The following is a 20547-nucleotide window of genomic DNA, read 5'->3' on the forward strand; positions in this document are numbered from 1 at the left end:
TGCCGGACTTCCGTTCTGCGGAACCGAACTTCTGGCATATGGAATGCTGCCGGTGCGTCCGATGCCTGTCAAGAACGAGGAGACCCCTCTGCCGGACCACCGGGCGGCGTCCCCTAACCTGCCGCTCTGGATCTTCGGTCGCGACCACGAGGCGGCCAGGGAGGGGAGAACCGTGTCCGAGCACCTGTCCGACGAGGAACTGGCCCGATTCCTGCGGGAGAGCGCCGAGGGAACGGCCCGCGAGGCCCCGAAGGAGCCCTCCGCGCGGGCCCGCATGGTGACGGCGCGGCTCAGGGAACAGGAGGCGCGGGGCGAGGTGCCGCAGGGCTGGCGCACCGGCCCCGACCTGGACCGGCACCGGGCCCACGCCGCGCGCCGCAGACGCCTCAAGGCCGCCGTCGGCGGCCTGGTGGTGGCCGGCCTGGTCGTCCTGGCGCTGAACCCGTCCCTGCTCCCCGGTTACCCGTACGGCGGCGGAGGGACCGACGGCACGTCCGTCGCGGCCGGGACGCTGCCCGCCGAGACCGCCGCGCCCTCGACGGCGCCCGGCGCCGCGCCCGGCACCCCGACCCTCGACGACCCCTTCGCCGGGTCCCCGGCCGCGGCCTGGCAGGAGGGCGCGGAGGGCATCGTGATGCCCGAGCCGAAGGCGGTCGGGGTCTTCTCCGAGCAGCAGGTCGGCAAGGCCCTCGAGGACGCCCGCACCCTGCTCGTCGACGCCAACGTCGCCCCGGCCACGCTGCGCGGCGGGAAACCGAAGGCCGCGCTCGGCGTCCTGGACCCGCGTCAGCCCGAACTGCTGGACCACCTCAGGGCCTCGCTGCGCGAACCGGACGGGAAGCACGACCCGCTCGACCTCTTCAGCCGGTTCGACCCCGAGGAGATACGGGTCGTCGGCGACCAGGTCCGCACCCGCGGCCGGACGGTCCTCGAGAAGGGCAAGGACGGCGCCGTCTCCGTCAAGGCCGACTACACCTTCGTCTACCCGGTGACCCGGGCCGGGAAGGAATCCGAGGAGGTCACCCGCGCCGTCGTACGCCGGGTGGTGGAGTTCGAGATGCCCGACCCCGCGCGCTACGTGGCGACCCCGGGGAAGCTCATGATCACCAGTTACCGGAGCGAATGGGGCAACTCCGGCTGCGAGTTCTCGGACGGCTGGGCGCACCCGCAGTTCGACTCCGACCTCTCGGACGGCGCGCCCCCCTCGGGTCCGACCGTCGACCCCTACGACCGCAGTGGCGCCGTGAGCGACGGAGACGAGTGCGGCACGCTCTCCCGCGTCTGACCGGCCGCTCCGCCCGCGCGGACCGCGGCCCGGCGGCGTTCGGTTAGAGTCGCCGCCGGGCCGGCCGGAAGGCGCCGGCCCGGTGCTCTGGGTGCGCTGGGGGCAGGAATGCGTTTGCGGGTGGAGTTCACGACCGAGCCGTTCGACCTCGACGAGGTTCCCGGCCACGCGGTCGCGGCCCGGGAGGCCGTCGAGACGGCGGAAGGGCTGGGCTCCGTGGACGTCGGCCCCTTCGGCACCACCGCGGAGGGCGGCTCGGACGCCGTGCTCGCCGCGGTCGGCGCCGTGCTGCGCCGCTCCCTGGACGCCGGGGCCACGCGGGTGACCCTCCAGGTCAACGTCGTCGACGCAACCGCCGGGTCAGGGGCCGGTGCCGGCGTGGTGGACGGGGACGCCGGGTGAGCGCGGGGAGGGGCGCGGCCGAGGAGTTCGTCGACGCGCTGCGGCCGCTGGCCGACGCCATGGGGGCCGCGCTGCTGCCGCCGGGGGAGGCCGGCCCCGACGACGTGGTGCTGCGCTGGGACGGGGCGGCGGCGGTCGCCGTGCGGCTGCCGCAGCTCGCCGAGTCGCTGGACCACGTCCTGGCGGCGATGGAACGCACCGCGGGCAGGCCGCTCGCCGAACTCGACCGCAAGGCCAAGCAGGACGCGGTCCGCACCCTGGAGGCCCGTGGCGCCTTCGCCGTCCGTCACGGCGTCGAGACGGTCGCCACCGCGCTGGGGGTCAGCCGCTTCACCGTTTACAACTATGTGCGTTCACAAGAGGAGCGCGCTCGGAAGGCCCGAGGCGCAGAAGCATGACGAACGTGCTCCCGCCCGCGGAGACTCCTCAGCAGTCAGCTGAGCTGATCTTGGAGGCTTCCCCCGGAGAACCGTCAGAGATTTCTTGAAGCGCAGCGGCGCACGGCCAGCCGGCGAGAGCCCCCTCGACCGTGCCCACGAGGAGCGCCGGGGCACCCCGTGAGCACGAGCGCCGGACGCCCGCCGGGCGCCGCGCACCGCCCTGGAGCCGCCCGGCCGGTGCGCGGCTAGGGTGACACCCGTGCGCGAGACGGCGGAGACGGGGACGGCGAGGACGGACACGGCGGCGGGGACGGACGTGGCGGTGGAGTCGGCCGAAGCCACGGAGGCCATGGAGGCCGCGCGGGCGGGCGCCCTCGAGGCGGGCGGCGAGGACGAGGCGTGGCCCGTCGCCGCCGGGACGACCTCGCTGAGCGTCGCGCTGCCCGCGCTGGACCGCCTGGTGGCCCCCTGGCGGCGCGCCTGGGACACCGCCGCCCGCCACGGCGGCACCGCCCACGTGACCGTCCTCTTCCCGTTCCTGCACCGCGAGCGGGTGGACGACGGCGTGCGCGCCGCCCTCGCCGAGGAGTTCGCGGCGCACCCGCCCTTCGAGCTCCGGTTCGCCGGATGCGCCCGCTTCCCCGGAGTGCTCTGGCTGCGCCCCGAACCCGACGGCCCGCTGCGGGCGCTCACCGCGGCCGTCACCGCGCGCTGGCCGGAACAGGCGCCGTACGGCGGCCTGTTCGGCGATCTCGACCCCCATGTCACCGTTGCCAACAGCGGGAGCGCCGCGCAGCACGACCTGATCGAGGCGGCGCTCGCCCCCGCCCTGCCGCTGACCGAGCGGGTGACGGCCGTCGACCTGGTGGTGTTCGACGGCCGCCGGTGGCGCAGGCGAACCCGTTTTCCGCTGGGCCGGGTGGACGGCTGACCGGTCGGACTTCAACAAAATGTTGACGCCCGGCGGCCCGGTGGGGTTGGCTGCCCGGTGTGACAGCGAGCACCCCGATGCCGCCCGCCCCCGGCCTCGCCCGGTTCAACCGGCTGGACGACGCCGCGGCCCGGTCCGTACTGCGTGAGATCTGCGCCTCCACGTCCTGGGCGGCGCGTCTGCTCGCGCACCGCCCCTACGCCGGCCCGGAGGAGCTGTACGCCGCCGGTGACGCGGCCGTCGCCGCGCTGACGGCCGCCGACCTCGCGGAGGCGATGGCCGGGCACCCGCCGATCGGCCGGCCGAAGCCGGGTGACCCGGTCTCCGCGCGGGAGCAGCGCGGGATGGCCGGGGCGCCGGACGAACTCAGGGCCGAGATGCTCGAACTCAACCTGGCCTACCAGGAGAAGTTCGGCCACGTGTTCCTCATCTGCGCCACCGGCCGCACTGCCGGGGAGATGCGGGACGCCGCCCGCGCCCGCCTCGGCAACACGCCGGAGGCCGAACGCGAGACGGTCCGCACCGAACTCGGCAGGATCAACCGCATCCGTCTCGCCCGCCTCGCCGAGGCGGGCCCGCCCGAGGAGGACGCACACCCATGACGTCCGGCGACACCACCGCCACCGTGTCCACGCACGTCCTCGATACCAGCCTCGGCCGCCCGGCCGCCGGGGTGGCCGTCGTCCTGTCCGCCCGCACCGGCCCCCAGGCGCCCTGGCAGGTGCTCGGGGGGTCGGCGACCGACACGGACGGCCGCTGCAAGGACCTGCCCGTCCCCCCTGCCGGCACCACCCACGTCCGCCTCGCCTTCGACGTCGAGGCGTACCACGTGAGCGCCCGCCCGGGCGGCGCCGCGTTCTTCCCCGAGGTGGCGGTCGCCTTCGCCCTCGGGGCCGGCGAGCACCACCACGTTCCGTTGCTCCTCAACCCGTTCGGCTACTCCGTATACCGAGGGAGCTAGCAGTCATGAGCGAGAACCCCGCCCGCGTCGCCCGGCTCGGCCAGAACCAGTACGGCAAGGCCGAGACCCGCGTCGTCCGGATCACCCGCGAGGGTGACCTCCACCACATCAAGGACCTCAACGTCTCCGTCTCGCTCTCCGGCGACATGGACGACGTCCACTACTCCGGCTCCAACGCCCACGTGCTGCCCACCGACACCACCAAGAACACGGTGTACGCCTTCGCCAAGGAGCAAGGCATCGGCTCCCCGGAGGAGTTCGGGCTGCTGCTGGCGCGGCATTTCGTCAACTCGCAGGAACCCATCCACCGGGCGCGGATCAGGATCGAGGAGTACGCCTGGGAACGCATCGGCGGACCCGGGACCCAGCACTCCTTCGCCCGTACCGGCGGCGGCACCCGGGTCGCCCAGGTGGTCCACGACGGGGAGGGCTCCGAGGTGGTCTCCGGGCTGAAGGACCTGACCGTCCTCAACTCGACCGACTCCGAGTTCTGGGGCTACCGCAAGGACCGGTACACCACCCTTCCCGAGGCCTACGACCGGATCCTGGCCACCGACGTCTCCACCCGCTGGCGTTACTCCTGGGCGGACACCGACGACCGGCCCGCGCCCGACTGGGACGCCTGCTACCGGGAGGCCCGGCGCCACCTGCTGGACGCGTTCGCGCAGACCTACTCGCTCTCCCTGCAGCAGACGCTCTACGGGATGGGCGCCCGGGTGATCGAGAACCGCCCGGAGATCGACGAGATACGCCTCTCCCTGCCCAACAAGCACCACTTCCTGGTCGACCTCTCGCCGTTCGGGCTGGAGAACGACAACGAGGTGTACTTCGCCGCCGACCGCCCGTACGGCCTGATCGAGGCCACCGTGCTGCGCGACGGGGCCGAGGCCAGGATCCCGCCCGAACTCACCAACCTCTGACGCACCCCGCCCACCGCTCACCCCCCGGAGACAGACCCATGGCGTCCGCAGCCCAGCAGCCCGCCCGCACCGTCATCGAGAACTGCGCCGTCGCGACCGTCGACGCCCGGGACACCGAGTACGCGTCCGGTCATGTGGTGGTCGCCGGCCAGGTGATCGAGTCGGTGGGGGAGGGGAAGGCCCCCGAGGGGCTCGAGAACGTGGTGCGCCGGGTCGACGGCACCGGGCACCTGGTCACCCCGGGCCTGGTCAACACCCACCACCACTTCTACCAGTGGCTCACCCGCGGCCTGGCCACCGACCACAACCTCTTCGACTGGCTGGTCGCGCTGTACCCGACCTGGGCGCGGATCGACGAGCCGATGGTGCACGCGGCCGCGCAGGGCTCGCTGGCGATGATGGCGCGGGGCGGCGTCACCACCGCCATGGACCACCACTACGTCTTCCCGCGCGGCACCGGCGACCTCTCGGGAGCCGTGGTGCGCGCGGCCCGCGAGACGGGCGTCCGCTTCACGCTGGCCCGCGGCTCGATGGACCGGGGCGAGTCGGACGGGGGACTGCCGCCGGACTTCGCGGTGGAGAGCCTGGAGGGGGCGCTCACCGCGACCGAGGAGACGGTCGCCGCCCACCACGACGCCTCGTTCGGGTCGATGACCCAGGTCGCCGTGGCGCCCTGCTCCCCGTTCTCGGTCTCCACCGACCTCATGCGCCACGGAGCGGAGCTGGCGCGCCGCCTCGGCGTCCGGCTGCACACCCACGGGTCGGAGACGGTGGAGGAGGAGAAGTTCTGTCACGAGCTCTTCGGCATGGGCCCCACCGACTACTTCGAGTCCACCGGCTGGCTCGGCGAGGACGTCTGGATGGCGCACTGCGTCCACATGAACGACGCCGACATCGCCGCGTTCGCCCGCACCGGAACCGGCGTGGCCCACTGCCCGTCCTCCAACGCCCGTCTGGCCGCGGGGATCGCCCGCGTCCCCGACATGCTCGCCGCCGGGATTCCGGTGGGGCTCGGCGTCGACGGAACCGCCTCCAACGAGTCCGGGGAACTGCACACCGAACTGCGCAACGCCCTCCTGGTCAACCGCCTCGGCCCGCACCGCGAGGCGGCCCTCACCGCCCGCCAGGCGCTCCGGCTGGGCACCCACGGCGGTGCGCGGGTGCTGGGCCGCGAGGCGGAGATCGGCTCCCTCGAGCCCGGCAAGCTCGCCGACCTGGTGCTGTGGAGGATGGACACCCTGGCCCACGCCTCGATCGCCGACCCGGTGGCCGCGCTCGTCCTGGGTGCGGCGGCCCCGGTGACGCTGTCCCTGGTGGGCGGCGTCGCGGTGGTGGAGGACGGACGGCTGCTCACCGTCGACGAGGACGCCGTGGCCCGCTCCACGCGGGCCGAGGCGCGGCGGCTCGCCCGGCTGGCGGCGGGCGAGAGCTGATCAGGAGGCGGGGCCCTCCCAGCGCATCAGGTTGGCGAAGAGCTCCGCCTGCTCGACGGCGTCGTCCAGCGCGTGATGGGTGTGCCGGCGCCGCGACAACAGGTGCCGGGGCATGGTCCCCTTGGCGACCGCCCGCAGCGGCAGGCGGGCCCTGGCCGCGTACAGCGTCTTCATGTCCATGCACCCGGAGTGGCCGAACGGACTGCCGCCGGTGAAGCGGACGAGGTACCAGTACAGGAACATCCAGTCGAAGGCGACCGGGTAGCCGCAGACCACCGGCTGGGCGCCGGAGGAGACTTCGCCCACCCAGGCGGTGAACTCGGCCATGGCGGTGGCGGGGTCCGCGCCCTCCCGGCGCAGCCGGTCCCGGTCCAGGCCACTCACCGCCAGCGCCTGGGCGTCGAACTCGTCCGACACCGGCCGCAGTTCGCGGTAGAAGGTGTGCTCCTCGGGGTCGGCCGGGGTGAACCCCTCGGCGTCCTGCCGGCCGGCCACGGCGGCGCCGAAGCTGAGCATCGAGTAAGGGCCGGGGATCGGACCGTCCGCCTCGATGTCCACGGAGATGTAGAGGCTGGGTCTGACGCGTCGCGTGCTCATGGCCAGAGCGTCCCAGCGTCCGGCCGCACCCCGGTAGCGGATTTCCGGGGACGCGTCGCCCGCGCGGGAACGTGCGCGGGAGGGGGCCCGGCTGGGACCGGGCCCCCTCGCCGGCGAGGGTCAACGGCCGGCGCGCGCCGGCCGGAGGACCACCGCCGCCAGGGCGAGCGCCGCCGCTCCCAGGCCCGCGGCCACCAGGAACGCCAGCCGGTAGCCGTCCGCCGTGGCGGCCACCAGGGGCGCCCCCTCGCCCACCAGACCCTCGGTGCGGCTCGCCGCCAGGGTGGTGAGCACCGCGAGCCCCAGCGAACCGCCCACCACCTGGGTGGTGTTGAACAGCCCCGACGCCAGCCCGGCGTCCTCCTCGGCCACCCCCGCCATGGCCAGTCCGGTCAGCGCGGGCATGGCCACCGCGAACCCGGCCGACAGCAGCAGCAGCGGCGCCAGCACGTCGGCGGCGTACGACCCGTCGGCGGGGGCCCGGCTGAGCAGGACCATCCCGGCGGTGGCCAGGGCCAGCCCCGCCGCCAGAACCCGGTACGGCCCGAACCGCTCCACCAGCCGCGCGGCCAGGCCCAGCGTCAGCGCGCCGATCAGCAGCGGGGCCGGCAGGAAGGCGAAGGAGGTCGACAACTCGTCGTATCCCAGCACGCGTTGCAGGTACAGGGTGCCGATGTACTGGAAGCCGTACATGGTCCCCAGCATCAGGATCTGCGTGCCGTTGGCGCCGCCGAGCGTGCGCGAGCGCAGGATGCCCAGCCGGAGCAGCGGATGGGCCGCCCGCACCTGGCGCAGGGTGAACGCGGCGAACAGCGCCAGCGCCACCGCCGCCAGGACCAGCGTCGTGCTGACCGGCCGCCCGCCGGAGCCGATGATCGTCCAGACGGTGGTCATCAGCGCCCCGGTGACCAGCACCGCACCCGCCCAGTCGGCGGAGCGGCCCGGCCCGGCGCCCCGGTCGGCGGGCAGTACCCGCACCGCCGCGAACCAGGCCACGGCCCCGATCGGCAGGTTGATCAGGAAGATCCAGTACCATCCGACGGTCTGGGTCAGCGCACCGCCGAGGAAGGTGCCCAGCGCCGCCCCGGTCGCGCCCACGGCGCTGAACACCGCGATGGCGCGCGCCCGTTCACGCGGCTCGGGGTGGAGAGCGACGATCATGCCGAGCACCACGGCCATGGTCATCGCCCCGCCCACGCCCTGGAGGGCGCGGGCCGCGACCAGCGTCCCCTGACCGCCGGCCACCCCGCACAGCACCGACGCCACCGTGAAGACGGCCAGTCCCGCGGTGAACATCCGCTTGCGGCCCAGCAGATCGCCCAGCCGTCCGGCGAGGAGCAGCAGCCCGCCGAACGGAATCAGGTAGGCGTTCACCACCCAGGCGAGCCCCGGGGCGGAGAACCCGAGATCGCGCTGGATCGCGGGCATGGCCACCGTGACGATGTTGCCGTCCAGAATGGTCATCAACGCGCCCGCGCAGAGGATCAGCAGTGACAGCGAACGCGAACGGCCGTCCGGCGTGAGCCGGTCGGTGTCCTCGTGGTGCGAGATCTCGAACAGCGACATGACGGGAACTCCCCTGCACGGTCCATGGTGCACGACTTGTAACGGAGGACATCGTGGGTGACCATGGAGGTCCGGCGTAAGGAGGCACTTTCATGTCCCAGCGGAACACCGGTGTTACCTCGCAGGCAGTGACCGCGGAGGCCTGCCCGGTGCAGGAGGTCCTGGACCGGGTCTCCGGCAAGTGGAGCGTCGGCATCCTGGTCGCGGCCGCCAAAGGGCCCATCCGCTTCACGGAGTTGGAGCGCGCCGTCCACGGCATCAGCCGCCGGATGCTCACCCTGACGCTGCGCAACCTGGAGCGCGACGGACTGGTCACCCGCACCGTCTACCCGACCGTCCCGCCCCGCGTGGAGTACGAGATCACCCCGGTGGCCCGGGAGTTGTACGAGACCCTGCTCCGGCTCACCGACTGGGCGGAACGCCACCGCACCACGATCGCCCGGTCCCGGGTGGTCTACGACCTGGAGCGCGCCGTACCGGCCTGAGGGCAGGAAAATGCGGCGAGGAAAGCGACAGGACTAGAGGTCAGTTGGAGTCTGAGAAGGAAGCCCTGTCATGGCCTCGCCGTGCTCGCACTCTAACAGCTACGCCGGTATCAGGTCGCGGAGGTTTTCCGGCGTGATCACGCGCGCCTCGGGGTGCAGTCCCTCTGGCCGTGCCAGGCCGACGAAGGTCACCGGACCGTCCGGAGCCGTCTCCCCGTCCCAACGGGTCACCGTCACACCGTTGTCGCGGAGCAGCCCGGTCAGGTGGCGCACGGTGAGCGGCCTTCGCTCGACCATGCCGCGCACCAGCATGCCCGTCGAGACCCGGTGCAGCGCGGCCTGGTTGGCGTCCGGGTGCCCCTTGAGGTGCACGTGCATCCACCTGGCGTGCCAGTCGCCCTGCTCGTCACGGACGAAGACCAGCGGCAGCGCCACCCGGCCGGGTCCCCGCACCTCCGACTTCATCCGGACGGTGCGGGCCTCGAAGGGCGCCCCCGCCTGCTCGGCGTCGCGCAGCATGAAGCCGAAGAAGGACTCCGCCACCTGCTCGAAGTTCTCGCCGCTGTAGACGTGGACCATCGGCACGACGAATCCGGCCTCGACCGAGGCGAGCCGGAGGTCGATGAACTCCGAGGCGCCCTCCGGCGCGTCGGTGATGTCCCCCGAGTGGGCGCCGCCGACGGCGGTCAGCGCGGTCCAGTCGAGCCAGGCCAGCGTCCGGTAGTCCGCGTCGAGGAGGAGCGCGGCCAGATCGTGGTCGGTCTGCCTCTTCGTCTGCCTCCAGTACGTGAAGAACCGCAGCAACTCCCCGTCGACCGCCGACACCGAGCCGCGTGGCAGCACGCCGAGGCCCGACGGGACGTTCTTCCCGCTCAGCGGCAGCGCGACGTCGAGCACGGCCGGGTCCACGACCACCGTCCCCGTCGCCGGGAGGCGGCGCCGCAGCTCCGCGTCGGCCAGGGCGGCGAGTGCCTCGCGGACCTCCTGGGGCAGCCCGGGCCGGGTGTCGGGCGTCGCCCAGGCGCGCCCCGACCGGTTGAGGAACACCCGCTGCTCGCCGAACCGGCCGGCCCGGTTCTCCAGATGCTCGCGCACGGAGAGCAGGACCCGCCCCGAGACCTGGGGCGCGACCCGTCCGGCGGCATCGATCACGGCCGTACGCTGCTCGTCCCCGGGGGCGGCCCGCACCAGCCGGTCCAGCGCCCGGAACAGCCGGCCCGGTGCGCGGGCCAGCAGGAGCGCGGCCGCGGCCGGGTCGCCGTCGGCCATCAGCTTCTCGACCCGGCTGTCGAGCGTCGGGGCCTCGCGCTCCCCGCGTGCCACCGCGAACACCTCGGCGGCGTGCGGCCAGCGCGGGTGCTCGTGCGGGTGGAGCCGCTCGCCGAGCCGCTTCCACCGCTCACGGTGCCGGTGCACGTCCGCGAGCTTCGCGGGGGAGTCCGCGACCACCCGGTCCAGCCCGGCGAGCAGGGCCCGGCGCAGCGGCCGCCGCAGCGAACGGAACCGCACCGGCTCCTGCAGGGTGACCGACGCGCCGGAGAGGGCGCACGCCAGGCGCAGCACGTCGGTGACCGTGTCCAGCAGCAGTTCCTCACCCGCGGCGGCCCGGACCGCGTTGACCACCGCGCGGTTCTCGCGGACCGGGAACGTCTGCGGCTGCGGCCCGCGCGCGCAGCGCCCGGCCAGCAGCCGCAGCTCCTCCAGCCCGTCCTCGCCGAGCGGGACGGGCGAGGCGGCGAGCGACAGGTAGAGCGCGGAAAGTTCGTCCTCCAGGGGTCCGCCGAGGTGGATCACGGTGATCCGGTCACCTGCCGAGGCGATCAGCTCGTCGTGGGCGGCGAGCATCTCGTCGTAGGTGTGCCGGTGGACGCCGTAGGAGGGCAGGGTGAGCAGGTTCAGCACACCGTCGCGGAGCTGGGCCTGGACGCCGGGCCGGGCCCGGTCGTCCGCGAGCGCCTCGGCCAGGCAGCGGTGCCAGAACTCGACGGTGTCCGGCACGCCGGCCGGGAAGTCCTTGAAGTAGACGTTGTGGCGCACGTGGTCGCCCACCAGCTCCCCCACCGTGGCCAGGGTGCGCCTCGCCACCGGCTCCACCGCCTCGGGGGACAGCCCGGACAGGTGCCGCAGCAGCTCGCCGGAGAGCGTGAAGCCCGCCGACAGCAGCGCGGAGTCGAGCCGCCCGGCCAGGGCGGCGCCGTCTCCGGACGGGCCGATCGGGGCGGGCAGGCGGAACGTGCGGCGAAGGACCAGCTGTTCGAGGATGGGACGCATGCCGGGATGATCCCAGTGCGGCCCGAGGGGACGCACCGGGGTTTTCGACTGGGGTTTTCGACTGGCGGCGCGGGCGAGGGCCGCCAGAGTGGAACCATGGACAGGCAGATCACCCAGCACCGGGTCTACGACGACTCCTCCGACGACGGAGCGCGGGTCCTCGTCGACCGCCTCTGGCCGCGCGGTCTCAGCAAGGACGCGGCCCACCTCGACGCGTGGCTGCGCGAGGTCGCACCGTCGAACGAACTGCGCCGGTGGTACGGGCACGACCCGGCACGGTACGAGGAGTTCCGCGCCCGTTACCTCGCCGAGCTCGAGGACGACGCGCACCGCGAGGCGGCGGAGCGCCTGCGCGCCCTGGCCGACCAGGGACCGGTGGTCCTGCTGACGGCGACCCGCGACCCCGGGATCAGCCATACGGCCGTGCTCGCGCGGTGGCTGGCGGACGAGGCCGGCTGAGGCGCCCGGGGCCGGCCCCGCGCCCGGCCGGGCCGCCGCCCGTCAGCCCTGGTTCCGGGCGGCCCGGCGCTGCCGCTTGCCCAGCGCCGCCTGGGAGAGGTCCTCGGCCTGGGACCGCAGGTGCTTGTAGCCGTAGCCGCGCTCGGCCAGCCATGCCCTGGCGGCCTCCTCGGCGCGCTCGGTGGCCTCCAGGATGTCCTCCTCGGCCTCTCCCGAGTCCAGGAAGCGGAAGGTGAAGGCGGGCCGCGCGGCCACGTCGTAACTGAGGTTCCCCTCGGGCGTGAAGGCGGCGCGCAGCATGTCGTGCTCCGCCGCCCGGGCGAGGAGCTCCGCCCGCTGCCCGGCGTCCAGGCCGTCGAATTCGCCGCGGACGGTGATGCGGAAGGTGCGTGTGCTCATTCCGCGACCCTAACCGGGCGTGCCGGGGCGCTCCAGGCGGTTTTCCGGGCACGGTGCGCGCGGCGCGGCGCGGGCGGTGCGTGCGGCGAGGGCGGTGCAGTGCGGTGCGGTCCTGTCCCCGCGTCCTCGGCCCGGGCGACGTCGCCCGGGGACAGGGCGGCCGGCAGAGGTGGCGGAACCCGGCGGACCGGCCGTGAGCGACGCCCGGGGCGGAGCTCCTAGCGGCGCCGGGGGGAGGCGAGCAGGTAGCGGACGCCGGTACGGGGCTCGGTGTAGGCGCCCGCGTGCCAGCCCGAGGAGTTCAGGGCCTCCTCGCAGGCGCGCAGCAGACCGGGGTCCGCGGTCCGCACCGACACCGCCTCCGGCTGCGGGCTGGGAGCGACGCGGTAGCCCTCCGTGCGCGGGCCCGCCGGCCGGCAGCCGGCGGCCTCCAGGGCGATCGCCGCCGCCTGGGGCAGGTGCGAGCGTTCCCAGCCGCAGGGGCGGTCCAGGGCGGCGTCCGGGTTGGTCATCCGCCGCAGCTCCACCAGGCCCTGCCAGGCCCCGCGTACCTCCGCGGTGCGCGGCGGGTCGTCGCGCTCCCCGCCGAGCCGGGCCGCGAACACGCCCGCCGGGCGCTCGGTCGGCCGCGGCGGCGGTGAGGGCTGCGGTTGCGGTGGGGGCTGCGGTGCGGGTTCCGCCGGTTCCCCGAGGGCGGCCGCACCGCGCAGCCGGCGGCCCGCGGGGGTGAGATAGCAGTCGTGGGGCGGCCGCGGATGGCGGAACGCCAGGCCGAGCCGGACCAGCGCCGTGAGCTGCGCGGAGGCGCCCCTCAGCCGTCCCGTCGCGGGGTCGGCGGCCTCGACCACCCGACGCTGCGCGGCCGTCGGAGCGCCCGCGGTGCCGTCAGCCACGTTCCGGCCTCCGCGCCTCGACCAGGAACCGCTGCGAGTGGGCGACGAAGGGGCCGTGCCGCTCCATGAAGCCGTGCAGGGCGGCCAGCCGGTCGCGGTACGCGCCGGCCGTGAAGCCCGGCACGATCCAGACGACCTTGCGCAGGAAGTGCACCACCGCGCCGACGTCGTGGAACTCCATCCGCAGCGCCTCCTGGCGCACGTCGAGCACCTCCAGGCCGGCCGCCTCCGCCGCGGCCACCGCGGTCGTCGGCGCGCTCCCGGACCGGGTGGCGAACGGATCCGGCGGCGGGGCCGCGCCCGCGGCGACCGCCTCCGGCCGCCCCTCCCGCACGAACTCGGCCAGTTCGCGCACCGTCCCGGCGCCCACCTGCTGCGACAGGTACGTCCCGCCGGGCCGCAGCACCCGGCGCACCTCGTCCCAGCGGGTGACCACCGGGTGCCGGCTCACCACCAGATCGAAGAGGCCGTCGCGGAAGGGCAGTCCGTCGCTCTCGCCGACGTGCACCACCTTCCCGCCGAGCGGAGCCAGGGTGCGGCGCGCGATCGCCACGTTCGGCGGCCACGCCTCGGTGGCGACCAGCAGCGGGGGAGCCCGGTGGACGGTTGCGGTGACCTCCCCGCCGCCGGTCTGCACGTCGAGTGCCGCCCGGGCCCGCGCCATCCGCTCGCCCAGCAGCCGGGCGTAGCCCCAGGAGGGCCGTTCCTCGGTCGCCCTTCCCTCGAACCAGGAGAAGTCCCAGCCGTCCGTCGGCACGGAGGAGCCCTCGGTCAGCAGGTCGTCGAAGTGGGACATGTCCCGAGCATCGCAGACGCCGTGCGGCACCCGCACAGGGATAACGCCCCCGTGCCCGCGCTGTGGTCGGTGTACCCCCGACCGCCGACAGCCGGGGGTACCCGTGGCGGCCCGACACCGGTCGGGCCGCCGCTCGCGGTGGCACCGGGCGCCGGGTGGCGGGGGACCCGGGCCGCTGCCACGGGCAAGTAGATATGGAGATCCGTTGTCGATCCAGTGGGGACGGAGTGAAATCCCCGGGGGCGCTCGGGTGTGCCTAGGGAGGTGCGGTGAAAAGGTCAGTCGCTCGTTGTACAACCCCCTACGGTCCGCCGCTTTGCCTCCCGACGTGGCACAGAACACAAGTGCGGCCGGAAACGGGCCCTCGTAGGCTCACGGCATGCAGCTGATCCAGTCATCGAAACTCGCCAACGTCTGTTACGAGATCCGGGGCCCGGTGCTCGAGGAGGCGACCCGGCTGGAGGCGGCCGGTCACCGCATCCTCAAGCTCAACACCGGCAATCCGGCGGCGTTCGGGTTCGAGTGCCCGCCGGAGATCCTCGAGGACGTACTCCGCAACGTCGGTACCGCGCACGGCTACGGCGACGCCAAGGGCCTGCTGGCCGCGCGGCGCGCGGTGGTGATGCACAACCAGACCCTGGGCATCGAGACCGACGTCGAGCACGTCTTCATCGGCAACGGCGTCTCCGAGCTGATCGTGATGGCCATGCAGGGCCTGCTGGACAACGGCGACGAGGTCCTGGTCCCCGCCCCGGACTACCCGCTGTGGACGGCGGCGGTCTCCCTCGCCGGCGGCACCCCGGTCCACTACGTCTGCGACGAGCAGTCCGACTGGATGCCCGACCTCGCCGACGTCGAGTCGAGGATCACCGACCGCACCAAGGCGATCGTGATCATCAACCCGAACAACCCGACCGGCGCCGTCTACAGCGACGACCTGCTGCGCGGCCTCACCGACATCGCCCGCCGGCACAACCTGCTGGTCTGCTCGGACGAGATCTACGACAAGATCCTCTACGAGGACGCCACCCACACCCCCACCGCCGCGATCGCCCCCGACCTGCTGACCCTCACCTTCAACGGCATGTCCAAGGCGTACCGGGTGGCGGGCTACCGGGTGGGCTGGATGGCGATCTCCGGCCCCAGGGCGCACGCCGACTCCTACATCGAGGGCCTCAACGTCCTCGCCAACATGCGCCTGTGCGCCAACATGCCGGGCCAGCACGGTGTGGTCGCCGCGCTCGCCGGCCGGCAGTCGATCACGGACCTCGTCCTGCCCGGCGGCCGCCTGCGCGAGCAGCGCGACGTCGCGCACGAGCTGCTGACCCAGATCCCCGGCGTCACCTGCGTCAAGCCCAAGGGCGCCCTGTACCTCTTCCCGCGCCTGGACCCCAAGGTCTACCCGATCAAGGACGACCGGCGGATGGTCCTCGACCTGCTCCGCAGCGAGAAGATCATGGTCGTCCAGGGCACCGGCTTCAACTGGCCCGACACCGACCACTTCCGCATCGTCACGCTGCCCTCGGTCACCGACCTGCGGGACGCCGTCGGACGCATCGGCCGGTTCCTGGAGGGCTACCGCCAGGCGTGAGGGAGGCGACGCCCGCGTGACCGGCCGTCGCGGGGCGGGTGCGGCGCCAGGATGCGTACATGCCGGGGAACGGTGCGGAGCCCTCCGTGTACCGTCCTCGTCCGCCCCGCCGGCACGTGTCCGCCGGCCCCGACGGCACGTGCCCGCAGCCCCCGACGGCACGTGCCCGCCGGCCGTGTCGCCGGGTCAGCCGAGCAGCCGCCGCAGGCGCAGCTTCCCCCACAGCAGGCTGGTGGCGAACGACAGCGCCATGACCGTGACCACCAGAGCGGCCAGCAGCAGCCCGGCCACGGGTCCGCTCAGATCCGGTGACGCCAGCGGGCCGACGATCTCCTCGACGAACAGCACGTGCACCATGTACGCGCCCAGCGCCGCGTCGGCCAGTTTCCGCAGCCGCGGCCGCCACGCCTCGGGGACCCGGACCCTGCTGACCAGCAGGAGTACGCAGACGCTCATCGCGGCGACGAACAGGTGGGCGTTGGGCAGCACGTAGTGGACCTGCGTGTTGTACCAGGCCGCCCCGGCCATGGTGAGCGGCAGCAGCACCACCAGCGGCCACCGCTTGCGCACGACGCCGGCCGGGAGGGCGAACAGCAGCGCGCCGCCGACCGCGTACACCACGGAGTAGGTGCTGAACCCCCAGGCCACCGACGGCATCCCGTGGCCCGTCACCTCGGTGGCCGTGGTCAGCGCGCTCGGCAGGACGGCTATGCCGAGCAGCGCCGCCCCGAGCCCCCAGGGACGCCGGCCCGCCTTGATCAGCACGGCGAAGGCGAGCAGCACGGTGATCGGGATGTAGGTGTACATGAACCACAGGTGGTAGGCAGGCTGCACCGAGCCGAAGAGGGAGCCCGCCGCCAGCTCGGTCATGGGCCGGTCGTTGCGGCCCCGCAGCCACGCCCAGACCAGGTAGACCGCCGTCCAGGCGAAGAGCGGGACGACGTTGCGGACGACGCGCTGCCACATGCGGGAGCTGTCCCGGGGCGGCGCGCCGACCAGCACGGCCCAGCCGGCTATGGCGAAGTACAGGGGTACGGCGAAGGCGTTGATCCCCTCGGCGACATGGCCCGCCCAGTACGCACCCGCGCCGTTCGCCGGGTCGTTGCCGGTGGCGTGGATGAACTGGGCGCCCACGTGGCCCAGCATGACGGTCGCGGAACAGATCAGCCGCATCAGATCGATGTCGAAGCGGTGTTCTCGCGTGGGAGCGGCGGGTTCTCCGGAGGCGACGCTGCCCCTTTGCTGCGGCAAGCGTACGGCGGTGTCGTTCTGCACCGCGCAACTCTCGATGGGCACGGTGTACGGGAGTTGACGGGAGGGTGGCAGCGCCGTGGCCGCTGGGTTTTGGTTGACCGTCCGGGGGACCCACGCGAGGCGCCCTGCCAGGAGGCGCCCTGCCAGGAGGCGCCCGGCGGGTGGGCACACAGGGTGGGCACCCCGGGTGGGCATACCGGGTGGCGGCCGTCGCCGCGGGGGCCCGGTCAGGGGCCCCGCGGCGACGGCCGCCCGGGGGTGGTCACACGCCGGGCCGCCCCCGGCCGCGGGTCAGGGCGTGGCCCCAGACCCCGGCGAGCGCGGCCAGCACACCGCCGGCCCCGGTCCACACCCAGCGGTCGGTCCACCACCCCGAGGCCCAGCCGTCCTCCAGCGCCGTCCCGGACAGCACCGGCGCGTCGTCGTCGCCGGACCCTCCGTCCCCGGAAGCGTCCTCGGGCGCGTCCTCCGGGTCCACCCGCAGGGCGATCCCGGGGATCAGCGGTTCGGCCAGCCGGCCGTCGACGGCCGCGGCCCCGCCGGCGTCGGCCGTCTCCACCTGCACCTCGGCCGATATCGCGCGGCCCACGTCCGACGCGGGAAGACCCACCGCCGACAGGCGGACGTAGTACGTCCCCGGCAGCGGATCGTCCGACCACGGCTCCGCCCAGCCGCGCACCGTGCGCAGCGCACAGGCCAGTTCCACCGAGGAGACCCCGGCCGGTGCGGTACGGGTCTGCGCCCCGTACCGGCAGGCCTGACGCCGCCGCAGGCCGTCGTAGACGTCGATCTGCCAGGTCTCGCCGGCGTGCTCCTCCGGCAGCCGCACCGAGGCGCGCACCGTGGGCCGCTCGGTGGCGTCCGCGCCGAACGACCAGTACAGGTAGTCACCCGTGGAGCCCTGGGCCGTGGCCCGCACCCCCGGGCCGATCGCGGTGGCGCTGCGGAACGAGGTGCCCGCCTCGGTCGGCGCCGCGCTCTCCCCGTCCCCGCTCCCGGAGGGAGAGGGGGAGGTGTCGGCGGCCGCGGGGACCACGGCCAGGCCGAGGAACAGCAACGCTCCGCCGAAGGCACGTATCAGACGCATCAGTTGGTCCTCCAGACGGCGACCCGCCAGCGCGAGACCCAGCCCCAGACGAGGCCGGCCAGGAATCCGGTGACGATCAGCGCGCCGAGCAGCCACCAGCCGCGGCCCAGCCCGAAGGCGGCCACGTCGGAGGCGTCGGACGGTCCGTCCACCACGTCCACCGTGAGTTCCACCGGCAGACCGGGGGTGGTCTTGACCCCGGCGGCCGGTGAGAAGGAGTGCGTCACCTCGAGGCAGACCACCTCGGCCGGGGCCTCCTCGTCGGCTTCGGCCTTGGGGAGGCGCAGGCCCGTGGAGATCAGGTCGGTGCGGCCGTGTCCGGCCGCCTCGCCGCGCACCATCTCCCGCCCGTGGACGGTGACCGCCCGCAGCAGCACACCGTGTCCGGGGTTCACCTCGCGGTCGGCGGCGACGCTCACCGCGGCGCGGACCTCCTGCCCGGGCTCCAGGTCGATCCGGTACCAGCGTGCCTGCCCGAACTCCGCGCGGTCGGTGTAGAGACCGGACTCCAGCGCCGGGGCGCCCTCGCAGGCCGCCGTGCCCTCGACCGCGACCGGCGTCACCGTCGGCTCCGCCGCACGCTCGACCAACTGGCCGACCCGGTCGGCGAGGTCGTCCTTGTGCTGGACGGAGGTGTAGGTGCCGCCGGTGGCCTCGGCGATGCAGAGCAACTGGTCGCGGGTTTTGGCGTCGGGGACCAGGCCCAGGGTGTCGATGGTCAGGCCGATGCCGCGCGCCGCGATCTCCCGCGCCACCTCGCACGGGTCCAGCGGCTGGCAGGTGTCCTCGCCGTCGGTGATCAGCACGATCCGGCGGGTGCCGTCGCCCTCCTGGAAGTCCCGGGCCGCCGCCTTCAGGGCGGGACCGATGGGGGTCCAGCCGGTCGGCGTCAGGGTGGCCACCGCCGTCTTGGCCTCCACCCGGTCCAGCGGGCCGATCGGATAGAGCTGTTCGGTGTCCTCGCAGCCTTCCTGGCGGTCGTCGCCCGGGTAGTTCGCGCCCAGGGTGCGGATGCCGAGCAGCACCTCCTCCGGGGTCGCGTCCAGGACCTCGTTGAATGCCTGCTTGGCCGCGGCCATCCGGCTGCCGCCGTCGACGTCGTGCTCGCGCATGGAGCCGCTGACGTCCAGAACCAACTCGACCTGGGGCGCGGGCCGGTCGTCCGTCTCGTCGGCGGCGGCCGTCGCGGGGAACGCGGTCCCCGCCGCCAGGGCGGCGAGCAGGGCGAGAGCGCCCGCTGCCAACCGTTTTCTTCTGATCATCGCCGGATCCTATTGAACGGGAGAGGGCCCGGCGGCGGCGGGTCGCCCCATCTCCCCTACGCGGACGAAGGATTGGGAAGGTGCGTCCAGAGATCACCCGGCCTGTCCGGGGAGAGCCGCATCAAGGTCAGCGCCTTCACCGGCAGCGGGTCACGCAGCAACGCCTCACGGTCCGGGGTGGACGGCAACTCACCGACGGCCCGGCGCAGCAGCCCGGCCAGGGCCTCCGCGGAGCCCGCCGCGGCCCCCAGCGACCCCGCGACCAGTGAGCCGAAGAGCTTGCGGCGCAACGCCGCCACGTCGTCGGTGACGATCCGGGCCGGCACCCCCTCGGGCAACCGCAGGCCGTGCCGGGCCAGCCGGACGGGACTCACCCGGATGTCCGCCAGGTCCCGGTAGACCAGCCGCACCGGCCGCCCGTCGCGGGAGAGCACCACCAGGAGGTTCTGGCCGTGCGCCTCGAGCGCCACCCCCAGCTCCAGCAGCCGCAGCCCCGCCCGCAGCGCCATCACCGCGAACTCGTCCAGCCAGGACGAGGAGGCGGCCGGACCGGCGGCCTCCAGCGCGGCCACCGGCAGCACCCGCTCACCCTCGCCCGCGTACACCTCCGGGGCCTCGCGCACCACGGCGGCGAGGTCCGCCGTGCCGTCGCACGCGGCGCCCAGGGTACGGGTGACGTGCAGCAGGCCGCCCAGCAGCGGCGTCAGGGACTCCGCGAACGCGGAGACCGCGCGGGAGGAGAGGACCGAGCCCACCGAGATGTCCCGCACCGACGAGGTCAGCCGGGTGGACAGCGCGGTCTTCACCTGGGGCCCGCCCGGCACCGCGAGCGTGCGCAGGGCCATCAGCGGATGCGCGGCGAAGCCGCCCGCGTCCTCGGACCGGCGCAGCACGTGTTCCGCCTGCCACGGGTGCACGGGCAGCAACAGCCGCCCGCCGTCGCGCCATTCGGCCGGCCACGTCCCGGACACCGGACCGCTGTCCCGGTCCACCGGCATCAGCCGCAGCCGCACCACCGGCCGGTGTTCGGGGGCGTAGGCCAGCTCATCGGCCACCGAGAAGCCCGGCCGGTAGCGGCAGCCGGGATGGTACGGATGGCCGTCGACCACCCGCTGCTCCCATTCCCAGGACGGCGCCGAAGCCGCCGGCGCCGCCGCCGAGTCGGCGCGTGACAGCGCCAACGACGCGACACTGCCCGCGAGTTCCGCCGCGAACGCCTTCCCGTGCGGGACCTCCAGACCCTCGGCGAGCGAGGCCGGGTCGTCATACGCCGTGCCCGCGAGCCGGACCTCGGTCACCGACCCGTCCACCGCGAACGGGTCGGCGTCCGGGCCGCGCAGCGCCCGGCCGTCCGCCAGCCGCACCGTCAGGCCGTCCCGCGTGCGCTCCCTCCCCGCGATCCACGGCAGCGGCTCGAAGGCCAGCGCCCGCCACAGCCGGGACAGCACCGCGGCCCGGGCGCCGGGCAGCGCCCGGCCGAACGGCTCGACCAGACCGGGGCGCAGGTCCGCCAGCTGCCGCGCCACCGCGTTCTCCTCGCCTGCTGAACGGCGCACTTTCGGCCTCCTGAGCGGT

General features: G+C 74.1%; 21 protein-coding genes. 11 read left to right on the forward strand and 10 right to left on the reverse strand.

Annotated elements, in window-relative coordinates:
* Window positions 1-61 precede the first annotated feature (61 nt).
* From GBN72_RS02625 to GBN72_RS02660, 8 genes are all read left to right on the forward strand, one after another.
* Window positions 62-1285 (forward strand): hypothetical protein, encoded by a 1224-nt coding sequence (locus GBN72_RS02625; protein WP_246212332.1) that lies wholly within the window; start codon window positions 62-64, stop codon window positions 1283-1285.
* A 108-nt stretch (window positions 1286-1393) separates the two neighbouring features.
* Window positions 1394-1687, forward strand: a complete 294-nt coding sequence (locus GBN72_RS02630) for a thiamine-binding protein (protein WP_151769981.1) — start codon at window positions 1394-1396, stop codon at window positions 1685-1687.
* A gap of 59 nt (window positions 1688-1746) precedes the next feature.
* A complete protein-coding gene (locus GBN72_RS02635; protein ID WP_151770893.1) occupies window positions 1747-2085 on the forward strand; it encodes a helix-turn-helix domain-containing protein in 339 nt (112 codons plus the stop codon).
* A 241-nt stretch (window positions 2086-2326) separates the two neighbouring features.
* Window positions 2327-2998 carry a 2'-5' RNA ligase family protein gene (locus tag GBN72_RS02640; protein WP_246212217.1) on the forward strand — a complete coding sequence of 224 codons (672 nt, stop codon included), beginning with the start codon at window positions 2327-2329 and terminating at the stop codon, window positions 2996-2998.
* A 77-nt stretch (window positions 2999-3075) separates the two neighbouring features.
* Complete coding sequence (gene uraD / locus GBN72_RS02645) at window positions 3076-3600, forward strand: 2-oxo-4-hydroxy-4-carboxy-5-ureidoimidazoline decarboxylase (RefSeq protein ID WP_151770895.1); 525 nt, start codon at window positions 3076-3078, stop codon at window positions 3598-3600.
* Window positions 3597-3959 (forward strand): hydroxyisourate hydrolase, encoded by a 363-nt coding sequence (gene uraH / locus GBN72_RS02650; RefSeq protein ID WP_151769982.1) that lies wholly within the window; start codon window positions 3597-3599, stop codon window positions 3957-3959. Before uraD ends, uraH begins: the two co-directional genes overlap by 4 nt.
* Window positions 3960-3964: 5 nt before the next feature.
* Complete coding sequence (pucL, locus tag GBN72_RS02655; protein WP_151769983.1) at window positions 3965-4879, forward strand: factor-independent urate hydroxylase; 915 nt, start codon at window positions 3965-3967, stop codon at window positions 4877-4879.
* A 38-nt stretch (window positions 4880-4917) separates the two neighbouring features.
* Entirely contained in the window at window positions 4918-6312 is a 1395-nt protein-coding gene (locus tag GBN72_RS02660) for an 8-oxoguanine deaminase (RefSeq protein ID WP_151769984.1), read from the forward strand.
* Here the strand turns inward: GBN72_RS02660 and GBN72_RS02665 are convergent, their stop codons facing one another.
* Entirely contained in the window at window positions 6313-6909 is a 597-nt protein-coding gene (locus GBN72_RS02665; RefSeq protein WP_151769985.1) for a 3'-5' exonuclease, read from the reverse strand.
* Window positions 6910-7029: 120 nt separating this feature from the next.
* Window positions 7030-8475: an MFS transporter gene (locus tag GBN72_RS02670; protein ID WP_246212218.1), complete on the reverse strand. Its 1446-nt coding sequence runs from the start codon at window positions 8473-8475 to the stop codon at window positions 7030-7032.
* Between the two features lie 92 nt (window positions 8476-8567).
* Here GBN72_RS02670 and GBN72_RS02675 point away from each other — a divergent pair, with 92 nt between their 5' ends.
* Complete coding sequence (locus GBN72_RS02675; RefSeq protein ID WP_151769986.1) at window positions 8568-8960, forward strand: winged helix-turn-helix transcriptional regulator; 393 nt, start codon at window positions 8568-8570, stop codon at window positions 8958-8960.
* Window positions 8961-9059: 99 nt separating this feature from the next.
* On the opposite strand, the gene GBN72_RS02680 is transcribed toward GBN72_RS02675, so the two are convergent.
* Window positions 9060-11231: a TerD family protein gene (locus tag GBN72_RS02680; RefSeq protein ID WP_151769987.1), complete on the reverse strand. Its 2172-nt coding sequence runs from the start codon at window positions 11229-11231 to the stop codon at window positions 9060-9062.
* 96 nt (window positions 11232-11327) lie between these two features.
* On the opposite strand from GBN72_RS02680, the gene GBN72_RS02685 reads away from it, so the two are divergent.
* Window positions 11328-11690, forward strand: coding sequence for a DUF488 domain-containing protein (locus tag GBN72_RS02685; protein ID WP_151769988.1), 363 nt, complete (start codon window positions 11328-11330; stop codon window positions 11688-11690).
* A 42-nt stretch (window positions 11691-11732) separates the two neighbouring features.
* On the opposite strand, the gene GBN72_RS02690 is transcribed toward GBN72_RS02685, so the two are convergent.
* The 3 genes from GBN72_RS02690 to GBN72_RS02700 all read right to left on the reverse strand — a co-directional run bounded on the left by GBN72_RS02690 (window position 11733) and on the right by GBN72_RS02700 (window position 13778).
* A complete protein-coding gene (locus tag GBN72_RS02690) occupies window positions 11733-12089 on the reverse strand; it encodes a DUF6204 family protein (RefSeq protein WP_151769989.1) in 357 nt (118 codons plus the stop codon).
* A 218-nt stretch (window positions 12090-12307) separates the two neighbouring features.
* On the reverse strand, window positions 12308-12982 hold the full coding sequence (locus tag GBN72_RS02695; RefSeq protein WP_151769990.1) for a hypothetical protein: 675 nt from the start codon (window positions 12980-12982) through the stop codon (window positions 12308-12310).
* Window positions 12975-13778, reverse strand: a complete 804-nt coding sequence (locus GBN72_RS02700; protein ID WP_151769991.1) for a class I SAM-dependent methyltransferase — start codon at window positions 13776-13778, stop codon at window positions 12975-12977. The genes GBN72_RS02695 and GBN72_RS02700 overlap by 8 nt, the downstream gene beginning before the upstream one ends.
* A gap of 379 nt (window positions 13779-14157) precedes the next feature.
* Here GBN72_RS02700 and GBN72_RS02705 point away from each other — a divergent pair, with 379 nt between their 5' ends.
* Window positions 14158-15369 (forward strand): pyridoxal phosphate-dependent aminotransferase, encoded by a 1212-nt coding sequence (locus GBN72_RS02705; RefSeq protein WP_151769992.1) that lies wholly within the window; start codon window positions 14158-14160, stop codon window positions 15367-15369.
* A 186-nt stretch (window positions 15370-15555) separates the two neighbouring features.
* Here the strand turns inward: GBN72_RS02705 and GBN72_RS02710 are convergent, their stop codons facing one another.
* From GBN72_RS02710 to GBN72_RS02725, 4 genes are all read right to left on the reverse strand, one after another.
* A complete protein-coding gene (locus GBN72_RS02710; protein WP_151769993.1) occupies window positions 15556-16644 on the reverse strand; it encodes an acyltransferase in 1089 nt (362 codons plus the stop codon).
* 241 nt (window positions 16645-16885) lie between these two features.
* Entirely contained in the window at window positions 16886-17710 is an 825-nt protein-coding gene (locus GBN72_RS02715; protein ID WP_151769994.1) for a hypothetical protein, read from the reverse strand.
* A complete protein-coding gene (locus GBN72_RS02720) occupies window positions 17710-18972 on the reverse strand; it encodes a VWA domain-containing protein (protein ID WP_151769995.1) in 1263 nt (420 codons plus the stop codon). Before GBN72_RS02720 ends, GBN72_RS02715 begins: the two co-directional genes overlap by 1 nt.
* Window positions 18973-19028: 56 nt before the next feature.
* Window positions 19029-20528, reverse strand: coding sequence for an IucA/IucC family protein (locus GBN72_RS02725; protein WP_151769996.1), 1500 nt, complete (start codon window positions 20526-20528; stop codon window positions 19029-19031).
* Window positions 20529-20547 lie beyond the last annotated feature (19 nt).

The organism is Streptomyces abyssomicinicus, assembly GCF_008974245.1.
GTDB classification, from domain to species: Bacteria; Actinomycetota; Actinomycetes; order Streptomycetales; family Streptomycetaceae; genus Streptomyces; species Streptomyces abyssomicinicus.

What these genes read in the sequence shown, in the direction of transcription:
- GBN72_RS02625 (WP_246212332.1), top strand. Translation starts at nt 62, where the DNA reads ATGCCTGTCAAGAACGAGGAGACCCCTCTGCCGGACCACCGGGCGGCG.
- GBN72_RS02630 (WP_151769981.1), top strand. Translation starts at nt 1,394, where the DNA reads ATGCGTTTGCGGGTGGAGTTCACGACCGAGCCGTTCGACCTCGACGAG.
- GBN72_RS02635 (WP_151770893.1), top strand. Translation starts at nt 1,747, where the DNA reads ATGGGGGCCGCGCTGCTGCCGCCGGGGGAGGCCGGCCCCGACGACGTG.
- uraD (WP_151770895.1), top strand. Translation starts at nt 3,076, where the DNA reads ATGCCGCCCGCCCCCGGCCTCGCCCGGTTCAACCGGCTGGACGACGCC.
- uraH (WP_151769982.1), top strand. Translation starts at nt 3,597, where the DNA reads ATGACGTCCGGCGACACCACCGCCACCGTGTCCACGCACGTCCTCGAT.
- pucL (WP_151769983.1), top strand. Translation starts at nt 3,965, where the DNA reads ATGAGCGAGAACCCCGCCCGCGTCGCCCGGCTCGGCCAGAACCAGTAC.
- GBN72_RS02660 (WP_151769984.1), top strand. Translation starts at nt 4,918, where the DNA reads ATGGCGTCCGCAGCCCAGCAGCCCGCCCGCACCGTCATCGAGAACTGC.
- GBN72_RS02665 (WP_151769985.1), bottom strand. Translation starts at nt 6,909, where the DNA reads ATGAGCACGCGACGCGTCAGACCCAGCCTCTACATCTCCGTGGACATC.
- GBN72_RS02670 (WP_246212218.1), bottom strand. Translation starts at nt 8,475, where the DNA reads ATGTCGCTGTTCGAGATCTCGCACCACGAGGACACCGACCGGCTCACG.
- GBN72_RS02675 (WP_151769986.1), top strand. Translation starts at nt 8,568, where the DNA reads ATGTCCCAGCGGAACACCGGTGTTACCTCGCAGGCAGTGACCGCGGAG.
- GBN72_RS02680 (WP_151769987.1), bottom strand. Translation starts at nt 11,231, where the DNA reads ATGCGTCCCATCCTCGAACAGCTGGTCCTTCGCCGCACGTTCCGCCTG.
- GBN72_RS02685 (WP_151769988.1), top strand. Translation starts at nt 11,328, where the DNA reads ATGGACAGGCAGATCACCCAGCACCGGGTCTACGACGACTCCTCCGAC.
- GBN72_RS02690 (WP_151769989.1), bottom strand. Translation starts at nt 12,089, where the DNA reads ATGAGCACACGCACCTTCCGCATCACCGTCCGCGGCGAATTCGACGGC.
- GBN72_RS02700 (WP_151769991.1), bottom strand. Translation starts at nt 13,778, where the DNA reads ATGTCCCACTTCGACGACCTGCTGACCGAGGGCTCCTCCGTGCCGACG.
- GBN72_RS02705 (WP_151769992.1), top strand. Translation starts at nt 14,158, where the DNA reads ATGCAGCTGATCCAGTCATCGAAACTCGCCAACGTCTGTTACGAGATC.
- GBN72_RS02715 (WP_151769994.1), bottom strand. Translation starts at nt 17,710, where the DNA reads ATGCGTCTGATACGTGCCTTCGGCGGAGCGTTGCTGTTCCTCGGCCTG.
- GBN72_RS02720 (WP_151769995.1), bottom strand. Translation starts at nt 18,972, where the DNA reads ATGATCAGAAGAAAACGGTTGGCAGCGGGCGCTCTCGCCCTGCTCGCC.